We start from the raw sequence: 512 nt of genomic DNA, 5'->3' as shown, positions 1-512 counted from the left end.
CGGCAAAGCCGGGCTGATCGGCGACGGCGGTGACGGCGGCGCCGGAGGAAACGGCACCGGTGCCAAGGGCGGTGACGGCGGCGCTGGCGGCGGTGCCATCCTGGTCGGCAACGGCGGCAACGGCGGCAACGCCGGGAGTGGCACACCTAACGGCAGCGCGGGCACCGGCGGTGCCGGCGGGCTGTTGGGTAAGAACGGGATGAACGGGTTACCGTAGCCGGGAGGCCGGCTACCGCGCTCCCGGCGTCTTACCTGAAGCCGCGCTGCGACTGTGAATCTCACGACGCCTTGTCGGCGTGTCGCGTCGCAGGATTCCCAGTCGCGGCGCGAGGAGGCTTACATGCCCTGCGCTCGGGCTGCCGCATGCGCTCCGGCGCGACGCCCGAAAAGCGACCCCTCACCCAGCTGGGTCCCGCTGGCATATCCCTTGCCGTCCTGGGCGATATTGGACGCGCATGCCCCGACCGCGTACAGGCCGGCCACCACCGCGCCGTCGTCGCGCAGTACTTGAC

At 71.5% G+C, this 512-nt stretch carries 1 pseudogene; it reads left to right on the top strand.

The window, feature by feature from the left end:
- Positions 1-217 (top strand): annotated as a pseudogene (locus FJR74_RS08530) (PE family protein); the annotation flags it as partial.
- Positions 218-512 lie beyond the last annotated feature (295 nt).

The sequence above is a fragment of the Metamycoplasma neophronis genome (genome assembly GCF_006491995.1).
Lineage (GTDB): Bacteria > Bacillota_I > Bacilli_A > Mycoplasmatales > Metamycoplasmataceae > Metamycoplasma > Metamycoplasma neophronis.
The sequence above is the reverse complement of the archived record's forward strand: the minus strand, read 5'-3'. Positions and strand labels throughout refer to the sequence as shown.